Annotated in this window: 11 protein-coding genes and 1 pseudogene; 10 read left to right on the top strand and 2 right to left on the bottom strand. The window is 62.9% G+C overall.

The genetic code is table 11. The annotated features are described in order from the left end of the window. Positions 1–64: 64 nt before the first annotated feature. Positions 65–952: an EamA family transporter RarD gene (rarD, locus tag LU682_RS01730; protein ID WP_010951710.1), complete on the top strand. Its 888-nt coding sequence runs from the start codon at positions 65–67 to the stop codon at positions 950–952. A gap of 232 nt (positions 953–1,184) precedes the next feature. Here the strand turns inward: rarD and LU682_RS01725 are convergent, their stop codons facing one another. Next, the gene (locus tag LU682_RS01725) at positions 1,185–1,703 is read right to left on the bottom strand and encodes a glycine cleavage system transcriptional repressor (protein WP_010951709.1); all 519 of its coding nucleotides are present in this window, start codon (positions 1,701–1,703) and stop codon (positions 1,185–1,187) included. Between the two features lie 449 nt (positions 1,704–2,152). Here LU682_RS01725 and LU682_RS01720 point away from each other — a divergent pair, with 449 nt between their 5' ends. Next, on the top strand, positions 2,153–4,330 hold the full coding sequence (locus tag LU682_RS01720; protein ID WP_010951708.1) for a malate synthase G: 2,178 nt from the start codon (positions 2,153–2,155) through the stop codon (positions 4,328–4,330). 46 nt (positions 4,331–4,376) lie between these two features. Here the strand turns inward: LU682_RS01720 and LU682_RS01715 are convergent, their stop codons facing one another. Continuing rightward, the gene (locus tag LU682_RS01715) at positions 4,377–4,922 is read right to left on the bottom strand and encodes a response regulator (protein ID WP_020192755.1); all 546 of its coding nucleotides are present in this window, start codon (positions 4,920–4,922) and stop codon (positions 4,377–4,379) included. Positions 4,923–5,038: 116 nt separating this feature from the next. On the opposite strand from LU682_RS01715, the gene LU682_RS01710 reads away from it, so the two are divergent. The 8 genes and pseudogenes from LU682_RS01710 (at position 5,039) to LU682_RS01675 (ending at position 13,335) form a co-directional block, all read left to right on the top strand. Continuing rightward, the gene (locus LU682_RS01710) at positions 5,039–6,976 is read left to right on the top strand and encodes a putative nucleotidyltransferase substrate binding domain-containing protein (protein ID WP_010951706.1); all 1,938 of its coding nucleotides are present in this window, start codon (positions 5,039–5,041) and stop codon (positions 6,974–6,976) included. Then, complete coding sequence (locus LU682_RS01705; RefSeq protein ID WP_010951705.1) at positions 6,973–7,683, top strand: 3'-5' exonuclease; 711 nt, start codon at positions 6,973–6,975, stop codon at positions 7,681–7,683. The genes LU682_RS01710 and LU682_RS01705 overlap by 4 nt, the downstream gene beginning before the upstream one ends. A 147-nt stretch (positions 7,684–7,830) precedes the next feature. Then, the gene (locus LU682_RS01700; protein WP_010951704.1) at positions 7,831–8,349 is read left to right on the top strand and encodes an RNA polymerase sigma factor; all 519 of its coding nucleotides are present in this window, start codon (positions 7,831–7,833) and stop codon (positions 8,347–8,349) included. After that, a complete protein-coding gene (locus LU682_RS01695) occupies positions 8,346–9,302 on the top strand; it encodes a FecR domain-containing protein (protein ID WP_010951703.1) in 957 nt (318 codons plus the stop codon). The genes LU682_RS01700 and LU682_RS01695 overlap by 4 nt, the downstream gene beginning before the upstream one ends. 251 nt (positions 9,303–9,553) lie before the next feature. Further along, positions 9,554–10,252 (top strand): annotated as a pseudogene (locus tag LU682_RS29775) (STN domain-containing protein); the annotation flags it as partial. A 490-nt stretch (positions 10,253–10,742) separates the two neighbouring features. Continuing rightward, on the top strand, positions 10,743–11,984 hold the full coding sequence (locus LU682_RS01685; RefSeq protein WP_332879988.1) for a TonB-dependent siderophore receptor: 1,242 nt from the start codon (positions 10,743–10,745) through the stop codon (positions 11,982–11,984). 56 nt (positions 11,985–12,040) lie between these two features. After that, positions 12,041–13,153, top strand: coding sequence for a PepSY-associated TM helix domain-containing protein (locus LU682_RS01680; protein WP_010951701.1), 1,113 nt, complete (start codon positions 12,041–12,043; stop codon positions 13,151–13,153). Then, positions 13,150–13,335: a hypothetical protein gene (locus LU682_RS01675; protein ID WP_019750253.1), complete on the top strand. Its 186-nt coding sequence runs from the start codon at positions 13,150–13,152 to the stop codon at positions 13,333–13,335. The genes LU682_RS01680 and LU682_RS01675 overlap by 4 nt, the downstream gene beginning before the upstream one ends. The last annotated feature ends 26 nt before the right edge of the window (positions 13,336–13,361 follow it).

Raw genomic sequence — 13,361 nt, 5'->3', positions numbered from 1 at the left:
AAGCACGCCCGCCTCTGTCTACAATAGGCGTCGCTTTATTTAGCAACCTAAGCAAGGATTCTGCATGCACGCCGCAAACCCGCGTCGCGGGTACATACTGGGCTTGAGCGCCTACATCATCTGGGGCCTTTTCCCCCTCTACTTCAAGGCAATCCAGAGCGTCCCGGCGGTGGAGATCATTGTCCACCGGGTGCTCTGGTCAGCACTGTTCGGCTCGCTGCTGCTACTGGTGTGGAAACACCCCGGCTGGTGGCGTGAACTGCGCAACAACCCGCGCCGGCTGGGCATCCTGGCACTGAGCGGGGCACTGATCGCCGGCAACTGGCTGACCTACGTGTGGTCGGTGAACAACGGCCGTATGCTCGAGGCCAGCCTGGGCTATTACATCAACCCGCTGATCAATGTACTGCTGGGCATGCTGATTCTTGGTGAGCGCCTGCGCCGCCTGCAATGGCTGGCGGTGGGCATGGCTGCCGTGGGTGTGGCGCAGCAGGTGTGGCAAGTGGGCAGCCTGCCGTGGGTATCACTGGTGCTGGCGTTGAGCTTCGGCTTCTATGGGCTGATCCGTAAGCAGGCGCCGGTGGCTGCGCTGCCCGGCCTGGTGGTGGAAACCTGGATGCTGGTACCGCTGGCCCTTGGCTGGCTGCTACTGCACCCGACAGCGATGAGTGCCCAGGGCGCGTTCTATACCAGCAGCGAGGCGCTGTGGCTGATGGCGGCCGGGCCGGTGACGCTGGTGCCGCTGGTATGCTTCAACGCCGCCGCACGGCACCTGCCGTACACCACGCTGGGCTTCCTGCAGTACCTGGCGCCGACCTTGGTGCTGTTGCAGGCCGTAGTGCTGTTCGACGAGCATTTGTCGTCGAGCACCCTGGCGGCCTTCATGTTCATCTGGGCAGGTTTGGCGATTTACAGCGTCGATGCATGGCTGAACTTGCGCAAACGTAGCTGATCAGAAAACGATCAAAACTCTGCAGGTCATGTAGCGCCTGGCCTGCAGAGACATCTCCATAGGTTATCCACACCCTCGTCCCCGCGCTTTGTGCACAAGCTGCTGATAATTGGGCATTTTTTGAGCAAAACCGTACAAGGCACGTGATACCTGGGCTGGAGAGGTACACCCCCAGGTTATCCACAGGGCCTTCCCCGTGATATCGGGATAACCGCAGATGGCCGCTTGCTGATCAATCCTCTGCCCGCAGCTTCAACTCCACCATCAAGTCATCCGCCAGGCTCTCCAGCCGCTGCTGCAGTTCTTCCAGCGGCAAGGTCAACGGCAACGCCAGCAATGCGTCGGCGTGGAACAACGGCTCACTGCTCATCGGCGCCGGCCGCACTTCTGTGGAAAACCGCTCGACGTTTACCTGCAGCTCAGCCAGCAAGCGGGTAATGTCCCGCACGATCCCCGGCCGGTCGTTACCCACCAGCTCCATGGCAATTGGCTTCCAGGTGCACGACGGCTCAATCCCGCTCTCGGCGATCAGCACGCGAATGTCATACCTGGCCAGCCCCTGCAGCGAGGCCACAAGCTCGGCGTAATTCTCTGCCGGCACCGCCACCCGCAGAATGCCAGCAAACTGCCCGGCCATACGCGACATGCGGCTTTCCAGCCAGTTACCACTGTGGTCGGCGATGCACTGGGCAATACGTTCGACCTGGCCGGCCTTGTCAGGGGCAATTACAGTCAGTACAAGATGATCCACAAGCCCTTCCTCGTGTCGGACCGCGCCGGGCGGCAGAAAATCGGGGGATCGAGTCAGTATAGGCAAGGCGCGGCAACCTGCCGCAGGGCAATCTGCACAGCCAATCGTGTACTGTTTCAAGATTTATCTGGAACAATCCACCTGTTTTTTGCGAACATACCTACTCCCAGCGTGACCATACGCGACCAACGGGTCGCATAACGGCGCTTTTAGTCTGATTTTGCCCCGCCTACTGCTTCATGTAGTATCCCGTGGCGCGGACTACAAAACGTCGTTTGGATGTCTGCCAAGGCGCCTGTGAAAATACGCACACTGCCCGCCAGCCTGTCTGGCAGGCCGCACCCAGCCGCCCCCAAGCAACCCCGGGGGCATGCACTGGTGCCGTGTTTAGAGAAGCGCTACAGGCTTAATACAGAAGAGCGAAATAGCTGAGCAGAGTGAGGCAAGCAATGACTGGATACGTTCAAGTCGGTGGCCTTCAGGTCGCCAAGGTCCTGTACGACTTCGTGAACAACGAAGCCATCCCCGGGACCGGCATCGTCGCCGAGCAGTTCTGGGCGGGTGCAGAGAAGATCATCAATGACCTCGCTCCAAAGAACAAAGCCCTGCTCGCCAAGCGCGACGAGCTGCAAGCCAAGATCGACGCCTGGCACCAGGCACGCAAAGGCCAGGCCCACGACGCCGCAGCCTACAAAGCATTCCTCCAGGAAATCGGCTACCTGCTGCCACAAGCCGACGATTTCCAGGCCACCACCCAGAACGTGGACGAAGAAATCGCCCACATGGCCGGCCCACAACTGGTCGTGCCGGTGATGAACGCCCGCTTCGCCCTGAACGCCGCCAACGCCCGTTGGGGTTCGCTGTACGACGCCCTGTACGGCACCGATGCCATCAGCGATGAAGGCGGCGCCGAAAAAGGCCAGGGTTACAACAAGGTGCGCGGCGACAAGGTCATCGCCTTCGCCCGTGCCTTCCTCGACGAAGCCGCGCCACTGGCCGCCGGCTCGCACGTTGACTCCACGGGCTACCGCATCGAAGGCGGCAAGCTGGTTGTTGCCCTGAAAGGCGGCAGCAACACTGGCCTGCGCGACGATGCGCAACTGATCGGCTTCCACGGCGACGCCGCCGCGCCCACTGCCGTGCTGCTCAAGCACAACGGCCTGCACTTCGAAATCCAGGTCGATGCCAGCACCCCCGTCGGCAGCACCGACGCCGCTGGCGTCAAAGACATCCTGATGGAGTCGGCACTGACCACCATCATGGACTGCGAAGACTCGGTTGCAGCCGTAGACGCTGACGACAAAGTCATCGTCTACCGCAACTGGCTGGGCTTGATGAAAGGCGACCTGGCCGAAAGCGTGAGCAAGGGTGGCAAAACCTTCACCCGCACCATGAACCCGGACCGCGAGTACGCGGCGCCTAACGGCGGCAGCGTGACCCTGCACGGTCGTTCGTTGCTGTTCGTGCGCAACGTTGGCCACCTGATGACCAACCCGGCGATCCTCGATGCCCAAGGCAACGAAATCCCCGAAGGTATCCAGGACGGGCTGTTCACCAACCTGATCGCCCTGCACAACCTCAACGGCAACACCAGCCGCAAGAATACCCGCAGCGGCAGCGTGTACATCGTCAAGCCGAAGATGCACGGCCCTGAGGAAGTGGCCTTCGCCACCGAGATCTTCAGCCAGGTCGAAGACCTGCTGGGCATGCCGCGCAACACCGTCAAGGTCGGCATCATGGACGAGGAACGCCGTACCACGGTCAACCTCAAGTCCTGCATCAAGGCAGCCGCCGAGCGCGTGGTGTTCATCAACACCGGCTTCCTTGACCGCACTGGCGATGAAATCCACACCTCGATGGAAGCCGGCGCCGTGGTGCGCAAAGGTGCCATGAAGAACGAGAAGTGGATCGGCGCCTACGAAAACAACAACGTCGACGTTGGCCTGGCCACCGGCCTGCAAGGCCGTGCGCAGATCGGCAAAGGCATGTGGGCCATGCCTGACCTGATGGCCGCCATGCTCGAGCAGAAGATCGCCCACCCACTGGCCGGTGCCAACACCGCCTGGGTACCGTCGCCAACTGCCGCCACCCTGCACGCCCTGCACTACCACAAGGTGGACGTACAGGCGCGCCAGCGTGAACTGGCTTCACGTACCCCGGCGTCGGTGGATGACATTCTGGCCATTCCGCTGGCTGCCGACACCAACTGGTCGGCCGAAGAGATCCGCAACGAGCTGGACAACAACGCCCAGGGCATTCTCGGCTACGTGGTGCGCTGGATCGACCAGGGCGTGGGTTGCTCGAAGGTGCCGGACATCAACAACGTCGGCCTGATGGAAGACCGTGCCACCCTGCGCATTTCTGCCCAGCTGCTGGCCAACTGGCTGCGCCACGGCGTGGTCAGCCAGGAACAGGTGCTGGAAAGCCTCAAGCGCATGGCCGTGGTGGTCGATCAGCAGAACGCTGGCGACCCCCTGTACCGCCCGATGGCGCCCAACTTCGACGACAACGTGGCGTTCCAGGCGGCTGTGGAACTGGTAGTGGAAGGTGGCAAGCAACCGAACGGTTATACCGAGCCGGTACTGCACCGCCGTCGCCGCGAGTTCAAGGCGCGTAACGGGTTGTAAGCAGCATCTGCTGCCAGGGGGACCGTTTTACGGTCCCCCTGGCGCATCATCCAATTTTCAGTTCTTTGTTCACCAGCTCCAACAGCTTGCCCAGATCCACCGGCTTGAGCAGGAAGTCCACCACCCCCAGGTGCATCACATCCACTGCCTCTTCCACATCGGTGTCGCCCGACACCACAATGATCGACAACGCCGCCCGCTCCGACGCACGAATCGTCCTGATCAAGTCCAATCCACTTTCAGGCTGCATGCGCAAATCGGTAATCATCAAGCCGATACGCTTCTGATAGTGCAGGTACAACCTGGCTTCCTCGGCCCCATCCGCCCCCACCGCATCGATGCCCCGGCTTTTCAGGTACAGGATCAGCGCCTCCCGGTTAACCGCGTTGTCATCCACCACCAGCACCAACGGTCTGGCTGCCACAGGCGCACTTTGGTTTATCACGGCCAAGGCCTCGCGCTCGGCGTCGCTCAGGATGTCGGTGTGCTCAGGCATGCTCATCTCGTCAAAAAAATTCCGCTTCAGCATTAGGACCGCATTACTCGCGTAACCCGTTTCGCCTTTCGTCGGGTCTTTGACAAGGGCGCTCATAGACTTACGTCCAATGGGCACCACCCCGCCGCAAGCCGACCATGGAGGCAGAGAACAACATGGCCGGTACCTATATATAGATATATATAGTTCGGCATAGCGATACGGTCAGTTTCATGAGCAAAAAGGACGCCTATAGCCAGGCGGGCAAGACAGCGGTACTGCAAAACATCCAGGGCACATTGCAGTTCCTGCAGCGCTTTCCGCCGTTCAATCAGATGGAGCACAGCCACCTGGCCTTCTTGGTCGAGCAGTGCCAGCTGCGCTTCTACGCCTGCGGTGAAAGCATCGTCAAACCTGCCGACGGGCCGGTCGAGCACTTCTACATCGTCAAGCAGGGACGCGTGGTTGGCGAGCGCCAGCACCTGGCCAAACCGGGTGTCGAAACCACGTTCGAGATCACCAGCGGGGAGTGCTTCCCGCTGGCAGCCCTGCTGGGTGAGCGGGCAACCCGCACCGAGCACCTGGCCGGGGAAGACACCTTCTGCCTGCAACTGAACAAGGCAGCATTCATCCGCGTGTTCTCGATGTCTGATGTGTTTCGGGATTTTGCCCTGCGCGGTGTCAGCAGCCTGCTTGATCAGGTCAATCAGCAAGTACGCCAGCGCGCTGTGGAAACCCTCGGCACCCAGTACTCGCTGAACACCCCCCTGGGTGAACTGGCCATGCGTCACCCGGTGGTGTGCAGCGCCCATACGCCCCTGCGCGAAGCCGTGCGGCTGATGCACGAGCAACAGGTGGGCAGCATCGTGGTGGTCGACCCGCAGCGCTACCCCATCGGTATCTTCACCTTGCGCGACCTGCGCCAGGTGGTGGCGACAGTAGATACCGACCTGGGCGCCGCCATCGACCGGCACATGACCGCCAAACCGTTCTACCTCCCACCCCAGGCCAGCGCCTTCGATGCCGCCATGGCCATGACCGAGCGGCATATTGCCCATGTCTGCCTGGTGGAAAACGGACGCCTGTGCGGCGTGGTTTCCGAGCGCGACCTGTTCTCCCTGCAACGGGTCGATCTGGTTCACCTGGCGCGCACCATACGCCATGCGCCACGCCTGGATACGCTGGTTTCGCTGCGCGGCGAAATCAGCCAGCTTGTAGAACGCATGCTGGCCCATGGCGCATCGTCGACGCAGATCACCCAGATCATTACCTTGCTCAACGACCATACCGTGTGCCGGGTCATCGAACTGGCCCTGGCCGAACGTGGCGACCCGGGCGTGCCGTTTAGCTGGCTGTGCTTTGGCAGCGAAGGGCGACGTGAGCAGACCCTGCACACCGACCAGGACAACGGCATCCTCTTCGAAGCAGTCGACAGCGCCGAGGCCGACGCCATCCGCGCTCGCCTGCTGCCGCTGGCGCAATACATCAACCAATGCCTGGCCCAGTGCGGTTTCACCCTGTGCATGGGTAACGTCATGGCCGGCAACCCCGAACTGTGCCTGTCGCGCAGCGAGTGGGCGCGGCGCTTTGCCGGGTTTGTCCGCGAAGCCAGCCCGGAGAACCTGCTGGGCTCGAGCATCTACTTCGACCTGCGTGTGGTGTGGGGCGACGAGCAAGGCTGCGAGCAGCTGCGCCAGGGCCTGCTGGCACAGGTAGCCGACAACCGCATCTTCCAGCGCATGATGGCTGACAACGCCCTGCGCCAACGCCCGCCGGTGGGCCGGTTGCGCGAGTTCGTGCTGACACGCCAAGGCAACGACAAGGCGGCGACCCTCGACCTCAAGGTCCAGGGCCTGACGCCCTTCGTGGATGGTGCCCGTTTGCTGGCCCTGGCCAATGGCATAGCTGCCTGCAATACCCTGGAGCGCCTGCGCCAACTGGTAGCCAAGGGCGTGATCGAACCGTTGGACGGCGCCGCCTATGAAGAGGCCTACCACTTCATCCAGCAAACCCGCATGCAGCAGCACCAGCGCCAGATACGCGACAACCTGCCTTACTCCAACCGGCTCGACCCGGACAGCCTCAACCACCTGGACCGGCGCATCCTGCGCGAGTCCCTGCGCCAGGCCCAGCGCCTGCAAAGCAGCCTGGCCTTGCGGTATCAGCTATGAGCCTGTTCGCCTGGCTGCGCCCCAGCGCGCCCGAGCTGGACCACACCACACGCCAGCGCCTGGCCCGGTTGCCCAAGCCCGTGCCGCTGGGGGTATGTACCCTGCGTGAGCAGCGCTGGGTGGTGCTGGACCTGGAAACCAGCGGGCTCAACCCCAACCGTGATCAGGTACTGTCGATCGGGGCGGTGGCCATCGAAGACGGTGCCATCGACTTTGCCCAGCAGTTCGAACGCACACTGCACCGGCCTTTGCAGAAGACCAACGCCAGCGTACTGATCCACGGTTTGGGCCCCAGCGCCCTGGCTGCCGGTTGCGACCCGGCCGAGGCCCTGCTGGATTTGCTCGATTTCATTGGCAACAGCCCGGTGCTGGCGTTTCACGCGCCATTCGACCAGCGCATGCTGGCGCGTGCGCTGAAAGAGAGCCTGGGTTACCGCTTGCAGTCGCCATTCCTCGATATCGCCGAGCTGGCGCCGATGCTCAACCCCGACACCGTGCTGCGCGAGGCCGGGCTGGATGACTGGGTAGCGCGGTTTGGCTTGCAGGTTGAAGAACGCCATCATGCCAGTGCCGATGCCCAGGTGACCGCAGAACTGGCGCTGATCCTGTTCAGCCAGGCCCGGCGCCAGCAGCTGGACAGCCCGCTGCAGCTGGAGCAACGGTTGCGCGGGTGGCGACGGCGCAAGATGCAGAGTCATGGTTTGTAGGGATAGGCACTGAAAATTCCAAGGCATACCCTTCAGCCTTTTCCATGATGGCGATCCGATAAGCGTCCATTGCACCCACCCCCTCCCCTCTGCAACAATCGCGAATAATTATCGTTAGTTAATGCATTCGTTCCGGGGGGACGCTGCTTGTCTTCTGCACAAAGCCCACACGCCGATCTGGTCGGTGCGCTGTACCGCGACCACCGCGGCTGGCTGCTCGCCTGGCTGCAACGCAGCATGGCCTGCCGCCAGCGTGCTGAAGACCTGAGCCAGGACACCTTCGTGCGCCTGCTTGGTCGTGAGCAACTGGACACCCCCCGCGAACCCCGCGCGTTTCTGGCCGCCGTGGCCAAGGGGCTGATGTTCGACCACTTCCGCCGCGCCGCGCTGGAACAGGCCTACCTGGCCGAGCTGGCACTGATCCCTGAAGCCGAACAGCCCTCGCCAGAAATGCAGCACCTGATCCTTGAAGACCTCAAAGCCATCGACCGCCTGCTCGGCAAGCTGTCGAGCAAGGCTCGCGCGGCGTTTCTGCACAGCCGTCTGGACGGCATGGGCCATGCCGAAATTGCCGAGCGCCTTGGCGTTTCGGTATCGCGGGTGCGCCAGTACATCGCCCAAGGCATGCGCCAGTGCTACGTGGCCTTGTACGGGGAGCCGACGTGAGCAACCTCCCGGTTTCGTCCCGGGTCCTGGAAGCCGCGATTGCCTGGAAACTCAGCCTTGGCGAGAGCAGCGGCACGCCTGATGAACGCAACGAATTCATGCGCTGGCATGCCGCCAGCGAAGAGCACGCACGTGCCTGGCGCCAGCTCGGCGCCATGGACCAACGCGTTAGCGCGGCAGCTGGCCCGGCACGCCAGGCGCTGCTGCAATCGCGCGCCAGCCTGCGGCGACGCATTGGCAAGGTTGGCGGCGGGCTGGCCGGCACGTTTCTGCTCGGCGCGCTGCTGGCATGGGTCGGCGCCCCGTCGCTGGCACCCAGCTACTGGCTGGCCGACCAGCGCACCGCCACGGGTGAATTACGCACCTTGCGCCTAGAAGACGGCACACTGCTGAGCCTGAACACCCACACCGCCGTGGACATCGAGTACGCCGGCGCGCAACGGGTGATCGTGCTGCACCAGGGCGAAATCTCGGTCGAAACCGGCCACCAGGACCCGCGCCCGCTGCTGGTACGCACTGAAGACGGTCGCTTGCGGCCACTGGGCACGCGCTTCCTGGTGCGCCGCGAAGCCGGCGGTACGCGCCTGGAAGTGCTGCAAGCCTCGGTCGCCGCCATGCCGCATGACAGCGGCGACGAACAGGTGCTGCGCGAAGGCCAGCAGGTGTTGATGAACGCCAACGGCCTCGGCGAGGTTGGCACGGTGCCTGCCGGTGCCGATGCCTGGACCCGCGGCATGCTGGTGGTCGACAACGTACGCTTGGGCGACCTGCTCGCCACATTGGGCCAGTACCGCAGCGGCTACCTCGGGGTGGATGCCAAGGTCGCCGACCTGCGCGTGACCGGCAGCTTCCCGCTGACCAACACCGACCTGGCGCTGGCCTCACTGGTGCCGGCGTTGCCGGTCAAGATCGAGCGGCATACGCAGTGGTGGGTGAACGTCACTTCCAAATAGGCCGGGCTTGCTGGCCAATCTCCACCAGTCGTTCAGCGTTGCCGCCGCCACCGTATTCGCGGGTAAACCCGCTCCTACCACGGTGGTGGACACACATCGGGGTCGTCGTAGGAGCGGGTTCACCCGCGAAGAGGCCGGTGCTGGCAAAATCCCATTAAATAATTCTCAATATTTTTCAGATTCACCCTGTCACTTTTCAGATCTCGCTCGGCAAGGAAGCAGCAAGCACTTACCCGTCGAGGAACCGCCGCATGTCCCGTGCCGTTGATCATATCCTGCGCCCCAGCCTGATGGCCCTGGCCATCGGCCTGGCTGCCCCGCTGACCAGCCCTGCCTTGTTCGCCGCCGAGCAATCCACGTCGCGCGCCTACAACCTGCCCAGCGCGCCACTGGCCACCACCCTCAACCAGATCGCCAGCCAGGCCGGCATTGCCTTGGCCATCGACCCGGCACTGGTCAGCGGCCGCACCTCGGCCCCGGTCAGCGGCCAATACGACGGCCTGGGCGCCCTGCAAGCCGCCCTGAGCGGTACCGGCCTGCAGTTGCAGCAGAGCAGTGCGGGCAGCTACAGCCTGGTGGCCGTGCCGGATGGCACACTGGCCTTGCCGGAAACCACCGTGAATGCCACCAGCGCCAGCGAAAGCGCCTGGGGCCCGGTTGAAGGCTACGTGGCCAAGCGCACCGCTGCTGGCACCAAGACTGACACGGCACTTGTGGAAGTCCCCCGCTCCGTCTCTGTCGCCACCCGCGAGCAAATGAAAGACCGCGGTGTACACAGCCTGGATGATGCAGTGCGCTATATGCCGGGCATCGTCTCTGCCAGCTTCGGCAGCGATACGCGGTATGACTGGATGCGCGTGCGCGGCTTCGAGCCAACGCAGTTCCTCGATGGCCTACCCCTGCCCCGCGGCGTGTATGCCAACCCGAAAGCCGAAACCTGGAACCTCGACCGCCTCGCCCTGCTGCGCGGCCCGGCCTCTTCGATTTACGGCCAGACTCCACCTGGCGGCCTGCTGGACATGGTCAGCCGCCGTCCGCAAGCCGAAAGCGCTCACGAAATCGAGCTTCAATACGGCAGCGACAACCATCGCCAGATCAACTTCGCCAGCACCGGCAAGATCGACGATGAAGGTCGCTTTCTCTATGGCGTCAGTGGCGTTATTCGTGACAGTGGCACCCAAATCGACCACATCGACAACAAGCGCTACAACATTGCCCCAAGCCTGACCTGGAACATTGACGAAGACACGACGCTGACCTTCCTCACCCAGTTCACCCGTGACGATACCGGTGCCACCAGCCAGTTCCGGCCCATCCAGGGCACCAAGATCGACATGCCGTTCGGCAAGATCTCGCACCACAAGAACCTGGGTGACCCGGATTACGAGTTCTACGACCGCACTTACTACGCGCTGGGTTACGCCTTCGAACACCGCATCAATGACGTCTGGCAGTTCCGCCAGAACCTGCTACACCAAGTCGGACCTGTCGTTCCAGACCATCACCCCTGGCAGCTACAACAAGAGCTCGCCGCCGGTGCAGGACGATGGCACTGTCAGCCGCATGTCCACCAACACCGATGAAGACATCAGCCAGTTCGCGGTGGACAACAACTTCCAGGCGGACTTCGCTACCGGGGACATCGACCACACGCTGTTGATCGGCCTGGACCACCAGCGCATCAACACCAACTACCTGTCGATCTTCGACTTCAACGTGCCGGACAGCAACGTCAACAACCCGGTCTACGGGCTGCCGATCACTCGCCCTGATCGGTCGACCGCGTTTTACGACTACAACCAGAAAACCCGTCAGACCGGCCTGTATGTGCAGGACCAGATGGCGCTTGGTAACTGGCGCCTGACCCTGGGCGGTCGTGAAGACTGGGTGCACACCGGCACCAAGTTCTTCAACCAGGGCGATGCCACCAATACCCAGCGGGACAAGAAGTTCAGCGGCAACGCAGCCATCAGCTACGTGTTCGACTCGGGCTTCGTGCCGTACCTGTCCTATGCCGAGTCGTTCCAGCCGTCCAGCAATGCCAGTGTGTCGGCCTCGGACTCGTTCAAGCCCACCGAAGGCAAACAGTGGGAGCTGGGCGTGAAGTATCAGCCGCCGGGGTCCAACACCCTGTTGTCGGCAGCCGTGTACGACCTGACTCAGAAAAACGTCTCGGTCACCAACACGGTCGGTGGTGTGACCATCACCAGCCAGACCGGCGAAGTGAAAGTCCGCGGCCTAGAGCTGGAAGCGGTTTCCGATGTGACCGACAACCTGAAGGTGATTGCCGCCTACACCCTGGCCAAGTCCGAGGTGCAGGACGGCGATTTCAAAGGTAACCGCCTGCAACTGATGCCTAACCAGCAAGCGTCCATCTGGGGCGACTACACCTGGCACTCGGGCGTACTCGACGGCTTCGGCATCGGCCTGGGCGCGCGTTATACCGGCAATACCTACGGCGACCAAGGCAATACCTACCTGGGCAAGGCCAAGGCCTACACCGTCTTCGATGGGTCGGTGCATTACGACCTGGGTCGCCTGAACGGCAGCCTGGAGGGCGCGTCGGTCGCGGTCACCGCCACCAACCTGCTGAACAAGGATTACCTCTCTACTTGTGACTCCTACTACTGCTACTACGGCGATGAGCGCAGCGTTGTCGCCAGCGCCACTTACAAGTTCTGAGTGAGCTGGGGCCGCCTTGCGGCCCCGGGTTCCAACCGACAACAATCGGTACCGTGATGAAGAGCCCCACCATCCGCCGCTGGTCCTTGATCCACACCTGGAGCAGCCTGGTCTGTACCCTGTTCCTGCTGTTGCTGGCAGTCACCGGCCTGCCCCTTATCTTCCACCACGAACTCGAACACCTGCTAGGCGACGCCCCTGAACTGCGTGAAATGCCGGCAGGCACCCCGCACCTCGACCTGCAGCAACTGGTGCTCAAGGCCGAACAACATCGCCCCGGCGAGGTCATGCAGTACTTCGGCTACGATGAAGACGAGCCCAACGGCGTGGTCGCCATTACCGCCGCCACCGCCAGCACCGACCCCAACCTGTCGCACACCTTCATGCTCGATGCACGCACCGGCGAGGCGGTGGCCATGCCGGCCGCCAATGGTGGATTCATGATGGTGATGCTGCGCCTGCATGTGGACATGTTCGCAGGCCTGCCGGGCAAGCTGCTGCTGGCCTTCATGGGCGTATTGTTCATTGTCGCGATTGTCTCCGGCACCGTGCTCTATGCGCCGTTCATGCGCCGCCTGGAATTCGGCACCGTACGCCACAAGAAATCCCGCCGCCTGCGCTGGCTCGACCTGCACAACCTGATCGGCGTGGTCACCCTGGCCTGGGCATTGACGGTGAGCGTGACCGGGGTAATCAGTGCCCTGTCCGACCTGGTCATTGCGGCCTGGCGCAACGACAGCCTGGCTGCGATGGTTGCCCCCTACCGCGACGCCCCGCCGCTCGTCGAGCGCGCTCCAGCCACTCGCCTGCTGGACATTGCCGAACAGGCCGCGCCGGGCATGCGCCCGGACTTCATCGCGTTTCCAGGCACGCGTTTCTCCAGTGAGCACCACTATGCGGTATTCATGAACGGTGCCACACACCTGAGTTCGCACCTGTTCACGCCGGTACTGATCGATGCTCGCACCCTTGAAGTGACTGCCGTAGGCGACCGTCCCTGGTACATGGATGCCATGGGCCTGTCGCAGCCACTGCATTTCGGCGATTACGGCGGGCGACCGATGCAGATCCTCTGGGCGTTACTGGACGTGCTGACAATCATCGTGCTCGGCAGCGGCCTCTACCTGTGGTGGAGCAAACAGCGCAAACCCTGGGAGGCACGCGCATGAGCCACAGGTCGCAACCCACTGCGCGCCTCTTCGCCTGGCCAGTGTTGATTGCCCTGCTTGGCTTCCTGGGCCTGTTCGCTGCGCTGCTCGGCGACGGTGGCTGGGACGTTCTGGCCTGGGCCGGCCTGGGCCTGCCGGCCCTGCTGAGCCTGCGCGGGCTGCTCTGGCGTCGGGGGCGCTAGCCCGCTACCACCCCGCAACCGCAGGT

It is taken from the genome of Pseudomonas alloputida, from assembly GCF_021283545.2.
Lineage (GTDB): Bacteria > Pseudomonadota > Gammaproteobacteria > Pseudomonadales > Pseudomonadaceae > Aquipseudomonas > Aquipseudomonas alloputida.
Note: the sequence above shows the minus strand (reverse complement) of the source record. Positions and strands in the feature narration are given on the sequence as shown.

What these genes read in the sequence shown, in the direction of transcription:
- rarD (WP_010951710.1), top strand. Translation starts at nt 65, where the DNA reads ATGCACGCCGCAAACCCGCGTCGCGGGTACATACTGGGCTTGAGCGCC.
- LU682_RS01715 (WP_020192755.1), bottom strand. Translation starts at nt 4,922, where the DNA reads ATGAGCGCCCTTGTCAAAGACCCGACGAAAGGCGAAACGGGTTACGCG.
- LU682_RS01675 (WP_019750253.1), top strand. Translation starts at nt 13,150, where the DNA reads ATGAGCCACAGGTCGCAACCCACTGCGCGCCTCTTCGCCTGGCCAGTG.
- LU682_RS01680 (WP_010951701.1), top strand. Translation starts at nt 12,041, where the DNA reads ATGAAGAGCCCCACCATCCGCCGCTGGTCCTTGATCCACACCTGGAGC.
- LU682_RS01705 (WP_010951705.1), top strand. Translation starts at nt 6,973, where the DNA reads ATGAGCCTGTTCGCCTGGCTGCGCCCCAGCGCGCCCGAGCTGGACCAC.
- LU682_RS01710 (WP_010951706.1), top strand. Translation starts at nt 5,039, where the DNA reads ATGAGCAAAAAGGACGCCTATAGCCAGGCGGGCAAGACAGCGGTACTG.
- LU682_RS01685 (WP_332879988.1), top strand. Translation starts at nt 10,743, where the DNA reads ATGACGTCTGGCAGTTCCGCCAGAACCTGCTACACCAAGTCGGACCTG.
- LU682_RS01720 (WP_010951708.1), top strand. Translation starts at nt 2,153, where the DNA reads ATGACTGGATACGTTCAAGTCGGTGGCCTTCAGGTCGCCAAGGTCCTG.